This window comes from Pontimicrobium sp. MEBiC01747, assembly GCF_053601635.1.
Genome location: NZ_JBSHNS010000372.1, coordinates 1 through 6,813 on the forward strand (window position 1 = coordinate 1; position 6,813 = coordinate 6,813).

Below are 6,813 nucleotides of genomic sequence, written 5' to 3' on the forward strand. Positions count from 1 at the left end.
TTATTAGGTTGTTGATAAATATTGTTTTTGTGCTTTTATAGATTGCTGTATGCGCTTTTGTATGCGCTTTATCATTATTACAAATATAGTTTTTTTCTTTAAGTTATGAATAGTTATATAAGTTTTTTGAAAAATATTAAAGCTATAAAACTCCTATGGAAGAGATTTGATTATGTCTTTTTTTAGTATGTTTTAGAAAAGAAAATTTAGGAGAGAGTATCTAAATTAACCAATTTTTAGTGCTGATTATTAAAATCATAACAGTTTCAAAATAATGCGTGGACTATTTTGAGTTTTTAAATTGTTTTTATGGGAAATACTTATTGTAGATTTAACAAGCAATGAAGAATATATTAGGGGTTAAGAGGTCTATTATTTTGTTTTGTAAAGCATCTTTCTTTGTATCATGAGGTTTCTATAATACTCTTTTAGTTTCTGTTTTTTAGTCATGGGGTTGAGCTTAATTTGCGGTTCAGGCCTAGAGACAACCTGTCGTTTTTTATTATTTAGAATGGTCTGTAATTCTTCAATAGATAGTGTCTCTACTAAAGCATTAAAGATTTTATCTTGTACTAATCCAGAATTCATTTTAAGTTAAGCTCTTTTTTATTTTTTATTTATTTCTAAACAAAAAGAGTTTTGGAGCTTTCCGTACATGGTTTTTGTACGGTAAAATTGATAAAGATTTTCTAACCTATTAATAAAAAAATGCAAAGCTTGATTTTGAAGATACAAGCAAAGAGAAAAACCTTCTAAGTTAATTCCTTAAGAGGTAAAAATGGGATATTATTTATTCTTTGGACGTTCCAAATTAAAAGATCTATTATCTCCTGTTTAGTTATCAGGTAATCATCCAATTTATCTATAATATTATCGGGAAAACCAGTATAAAAACATTCATGAGTATAAATTAAATATGTATAATCAAAAAATTAAGGCATAGTCACTCAACTTAAAGCCTAACTTTTTGTTGCAAGCCCATTCCTCATCAGTCTATACTTCTATTTCTCTCAGAAAGAGACCAAAACATTTTTAGCTTTATCTAACTTATTTAGCCTTTCTTGAGTCAAACTAATAAAAACCATTCTTCTATTTTCTTCCGATCTTTCTCTACTAAACAATCTTTTTTGAACAACCTATCTACAACTCGCGTAACGTCTGAAAATTGAATAATCAGTGATTTCAAAATATCCCCAATTATTTACTAACCTCGGTAAAACTTTAGTAAAACTATCTTTAGTATAACGTTATTCTACGGTTTTACGTTTAAAATCTATCCTGTAAACTCTTGATTTTTTCTCATAATTCTTAAAATATGTTTTAAGATAGTCCTTCTAACTCAATAACCCTACAGATTAGTAAGTCTAGATGTTTCTAAAAGAAGTACGCATATACTCTGTAAAAAGAAAGTTGAATTCATATTAGAAAAATTCTTTCATAAAATGTAAGAAAGAAGAAAAAAATCGACAAGTCTAAAAATGAAAAATAAAATTTATTAAGAAATGAATGACAAATTAAAGGGAATTTTCTACTATATGGTAGTTTTTTTATGTATCCACTACTCAACAGCACAGCAAATTCAAGATTTAAACCCCGGAGGACATTCTGATATTAAAAATATAAATATTAATGATTCATTAGGAACACAACACCAAGATTATAAGCGATCCGTTAGTTATATTGATATAGATGATAACGGAAATTGTACATGTACGTTATTAAATACTGTTAATCAAAATGGCAAATACTATATAGTTACTGCTGCTCATTGTTTGCAAGATTCTAATGGAGCTTACTCAGATACTGATGATGAAGTCTCAATACTTTTCTCCTTCAATTATGAAGCCATGAATCCTAAAAAAAGAACTGAGAACGGGATAAAAGCAATAGAAATTACTGCAAAGGTATTGAACATTATACCTCGTAAAGATTTAGCTCTTTTAGAATTAGATATTTTAGATATAGAAGATCAATCTTTTATAGATAACCTTTATTTTTCTGGATGGTCAATTGATATGATATCAAAACCAGAAAAAATAATAGGACACCCAGAAGGTGATTTAAAAAAAATATATAAACTCAAGCACACACCCTCCAGACGATTAAGAGTTAACATGAGCAAAAATTTTGAATCATGGTCTGTAAAAAACGAATTTTTTAACGGTACTAAAATGGAGCCCGGTACTAGCGGTGCTGCTTGGCTCAACAGCGAGAAAAAAGTTATTGCAATTACTAGTGGAGGTGCTGGATTTGGCAATGTATTAGATGCATATGGATCTTTATTGAGTAACGGATGGTTCGAACCTAACGGAGCCCCTTTATTACAAAAGTATTTAGATCCAAGCAATACTTACGCAAGTAATGTTATTGGTGGATATGGTTTAGATAATGGAAAACACATAATTAATGAAAGTAAATTTGATCTTCAACTTCAGGTTAATGAATCTTTTAAAACTCCGAGTCTAAATGAGGGAGTAGATAAAATGATAAAACTTAATTTATGGGAGTTAAATCAATTAAAAAATGAAACTTCTGTTGGTGGGATTTATCGAAAATCTGGTAATATCCAATTTAAGATTATTACTTATTTATCAGACAACTTACAAGAACCTAGAGTTCTCTACTCAACTGTTGCAACTGGCGATGGTATTAAAAAGGGAGAATTCGAAGTAGAAGAAGTAACGCCTCTTAGTAGTGCAACTATTAATGAAATTCTTATGAATCGCGGGGTTTCAGAAAGTGAATTAAACAGGTATGAATATAATTTACCTGTAGTTCTAGAAGTTAAAAATGCCTCCCCAGAGGAAAATGCAATTATTCGTGCTTTAAAAATCCCAGGATTAGGCTATCGTAATGCTGTAGAGTTATTTAAACCAGAGGAGTTTAAGGCACTGTATAAGAATGCTAATTACCCAGAAAATAGAGGGTTACAAAGTAGCAGTGCATATATAGACTCGCTACATATCAAGATAAAGAAAAACAGTGAAGTAACGGGAGCGTCACCATATAAGACTGAAAACAATGGTGGTTACGTCAATTTAATCCAGCATCGTTTTCCCGCGCTTCAACCAGGGTCAGAAGTAGAACTAACTTTTTCACCAAAGGCTATGTCAGGCACATTACACTACAGTGTATGGGTAGATTATGACAAAGATTACAAATTTAATGGTTTGGGTGAACATGTTGTTACAGGTATTACAGGTACTCATCAAGAAACCCCCAAAGCAAGCTTTATTATTCCTGAAGATTTTGTAGCTCCTATTGATGGCTTCAAAACACGTATTCGTATAGCCATGCGCGAAGGGGCGCCACCACTTTCCGACGGGTCTGGTGTTTATGATGTAGGCGAGGTTGAGGATTATACAGTAGCGATCTATCCTAAGAATGACAATTCTACTTTATTAGCTACAGCAGTAACTACAGAAGTATCCAGCCCCAGTGTTTTGGTAAATACAAAAGGGCAATGTGCAGCGGTTAGTGCAGACCAACTAAAATGGCTTCCTTTTACTGATGACAAAGGTAATTCGAACTACTCGGTCTGCGATCAATTAACCATACAAAAATCGTCTAAAGTATCAGAATATACCCTATTCTTTTCTAAGAAAAAGAAATACTTGGATATAGATCTAAGGAGCGTCAATAAATTAACAACATTCAACAATCATACACTACTAACTAAAACACTAAGAACTGTATCAGATACTACAGCGTTAAAGCTATATAGTTTTCAAGAAACAGTATCGGGGAATCAGATCACTTATTATGGTTTTCAAAATGTATATAATGAACAAGGAGTGTCATTACCTTACCAATTATTGACAGTATCAGAAATAACATCATTGGATCAGCAAAACAGAAAGGTAACCCACCCGGTCAACAACAATGAAATTCTGGCAGGCTCAATATTTGGAGGAAGTATAGTAACAGGTTTAACGATCTATGGTGTTTTTCAAAAAGTCAATACACCAAGGGCAACAATTAACAACATAGGAGGCGAACAAGATATAGAGTTAGAAAGTTTGATTCCAGGACGTGAAACAGAATCTGCCGGGACACCAGGAACACAAGTCAGGCGAAGGCCAAACAGAACCAATGTAGAAGAATCCTGTGAAAGTGAATTGTAATGAAAGTATACCATCAAATAGAAATAATCAATTATATAAAAATGAAAAAAATTAAAATCAAAACTAGTGTCATAGTTATTTTGGCTATGCTATGCACCATGAGCACTTCAGTCTTTGGGCAAGAACTCTGTACCAGTTGCGAATGTGAAGAGGAATCAAATACAGAGTTTTCAGTAGATATTGGAGAAGAAGGCGGCCAAATGGGATTTTCCGAAGGGGAAATACTAGGGGCAGAAGTAGAAGAAGCTGTTGGAGAAAGTGTAGGGACTACAGTGGATATAGCAACTGACGCCTTGGCTGCAATAGGCATTACAGATTTGGTGTCTGGTGTTACCGGTACCGTAGGAGCATTAGGGTTTTTGGCATTTGAGGTTTTATCAATATTCGAGGGAGAGCATATCTCACAGATTCATCAAGACCATAATGTAGCAAAGATCATGCATGGGGGAGACTTTGAATTTCCCATGGTACCATCTATGCATATTCCAGTAGAAGACCTGAATGCAGAAACAGACCGTTTTTCAGGGATGTTCTATCTTAAAAAACATATGGAAAGCCAAGATGTACGTACTTATCTTGAAGAAAACAAAGCAGACCGGCATGTAGATAAAGCATATAATATTTCTAAATTCAATACACATACCTCATATGCCTTTTCAACGTTTAAAGATACTATTACGGGACCAAATGGGATAAAAGATAATGTAATCACATATAAGTATAATATTCCCGATTTTACATTTTATACAGAAAACAATAAACTGTATTACAGATATAATGCTTCGTGGAAACATAAACTGGATTATACTTGGGATAGATCTTATCATACAACCGATACCGATACTGATGATTACTATACTGTTTCCCATAATTATAAAATGGATACAGGGCATAGTAAGCTTATTGAAGGAGAGGTAAGGATACAATTAGCTACAGTAGAGCCCGATGGAAAGTACAACACAAGAGAAAATGAAACAGATAAAGTCCATGTAGAAGACTTGGGGGATAGATTGGCAGTAAGGATAAAAGATATATCTTTTTTACCGAGAGCTTCATATTACTTAATATTCTCCATTGAAAAGCCATTTCATTTTATAGGAAATACACTTGGACAGGATTATGTGGGAACAAGTAGGGTTTTCCCTGAAAATTATGATCCTGCCAGGAGCGATAACCGGTTTACTTTGACCAAAACGTTCGGCCCTAACTCAGATACCCCCGGTAAAGTAACCGTTAGCCATGGCCCGGCTCTTATCGAAGCAGATTCCAATTTTTATCCGGATACGGACGGAATAGACGCTATCCACCCTACGCCTGGTGGGATCAGTCCAAATACATATACCGACGATAGTCTGTTTTTTATGAAATTACTCGATTACCAAGCTAGAGATACTAAGGAAAGCATTACAAAGAAAGAGTCTCAGGGGCAAGAAGCCAGTATCAACGTATTTCCTGAGATTTATACCACATCACAAATGCAGTTTACTACAGGATCGGTAAATGCTCCCGACCCTGGGAAATCCAATCTTCATTTTGATGTTCCCTATACCGTAGGTCCAAAAAAAGATATAGACTTTATAGAACTGGAAGTATTAAACCATCCACATACCCTAATTGTTGATTTTAAGGGAGATGTAAATAGTTCCAACGCGAACACCATTTATGCATATGTGAATAGTGAAACATCCACAAATGACACTTTAGTTTTTAAAGGTGTTAATGTGAAATACAAAGAGACTTCTTATGAAGAACAACATCTTTATGACAATAACATCGTTACTTTTAATAATGAGGGAGAAGATGCTGGCTTTATGTTATTGAATGTTCCCATAGTTGGAGGAGATTTTGTAGATATTACAACATTCTACACTGATAATTCGTTTTCCAGAAAACTGGTTAAGATGAACGCCGTGACCAACAATATAGTAAAGCGAGACTATTACCATATCAAAGAATCCCATGGAGTTTATAGCCCTAACAACCATTTTTTAAAAGCAAATGAAGAGGGTGTAAAAATTTCTAGTCAAAGTACAAGCTCCAGTAATTCAAAGCCAGAATGGTTGGTAGAATACCAAATCGATGGCCTTTATGCCATTATGGATAAGAACAGTAAGAAAGCACTGGGTATCGTCAGTGGCCAGATAGGAGTCTATAACTGGAATCCAGATAATGAAGCATTGTACTGGCAGATAGAATTTGGTAAAAAAGATACACAGGGTAATTATCCAATAAAACTTATAAATAGCAGCCAACAGGCCTATTTGGCAACATCAGGACATAATGTACAACAGGGAGAAACTGATCTTGTTTTCAATTTCAGTAATGGTAACACGTTTTATCTAGAACGGTCATCAGATGCAGGACCAGTTTATGTAGATAAAAAGGTATGGCTGGTCAATAGGTACAACAACCGCGTTCTTGGAGGTAATAAGGGAAACATAGCTAAATTGGAGATAGCAGATGATAACCCTACAACAAACCAAAATCTTGATATAATATACAGTGGATGTTTAACTTATGCAATACAAGCTACAAATACTAAGGAATTCTTATATAACAATAAAAGGATAGGTTTGCGATGGGATGCTAAAAAGGCATCCGTATTTTCATTGAATAAAGTGAAAGAGAACAGTAATTTCTTTACATTGACTTCAGAAGGCCTTCCCCTTTTTAATGGACGGTCATCCTC

3 protein-coding genes are annotated in these 6,813 nt (G+C 33.9%); 2 read left to right on the plus strand and 1 reads right to left on the minus strand.

Annotated features, from left to right (window positions below; translation table 11 throughout):
- Window positions 1–372: 372 nt before the first annotated feature.
- Window positions 373–588, minus strand: coding sequence for a hypothetical protein (locus tag ACVC2P_RS12030; protein WP_452598715.1), 216 nt, complete (start codon window positions 586–588; stop codon window positions 373–375).
- Between the two features lie 914 nt (window positions 589–1,502).
- Here ACVC2P_RS12030 and ACVC2P_RS12035 point away from each other — a divergent pair.
- A complete protein-coding gene (locus tag ACVC2P_RS12035) occupies window positions 1,503–4,124 on the plus strand; it encodes a trypsin-like serine peptidase (RefSeq protein ID WP_452598716.1) in 2,622 nt (873 codons plus the stop codon).
- 41 nt (window positions 4,125–4,165) lie between these two features.
- Window positions 4,166–6,813: RICIN domain-containing protein (locus ACVC2P_RS12040; protein ID WP_452598717.1), on the plus strand; the 2,648-nt coding region annotated here is incomplete at its 3' end.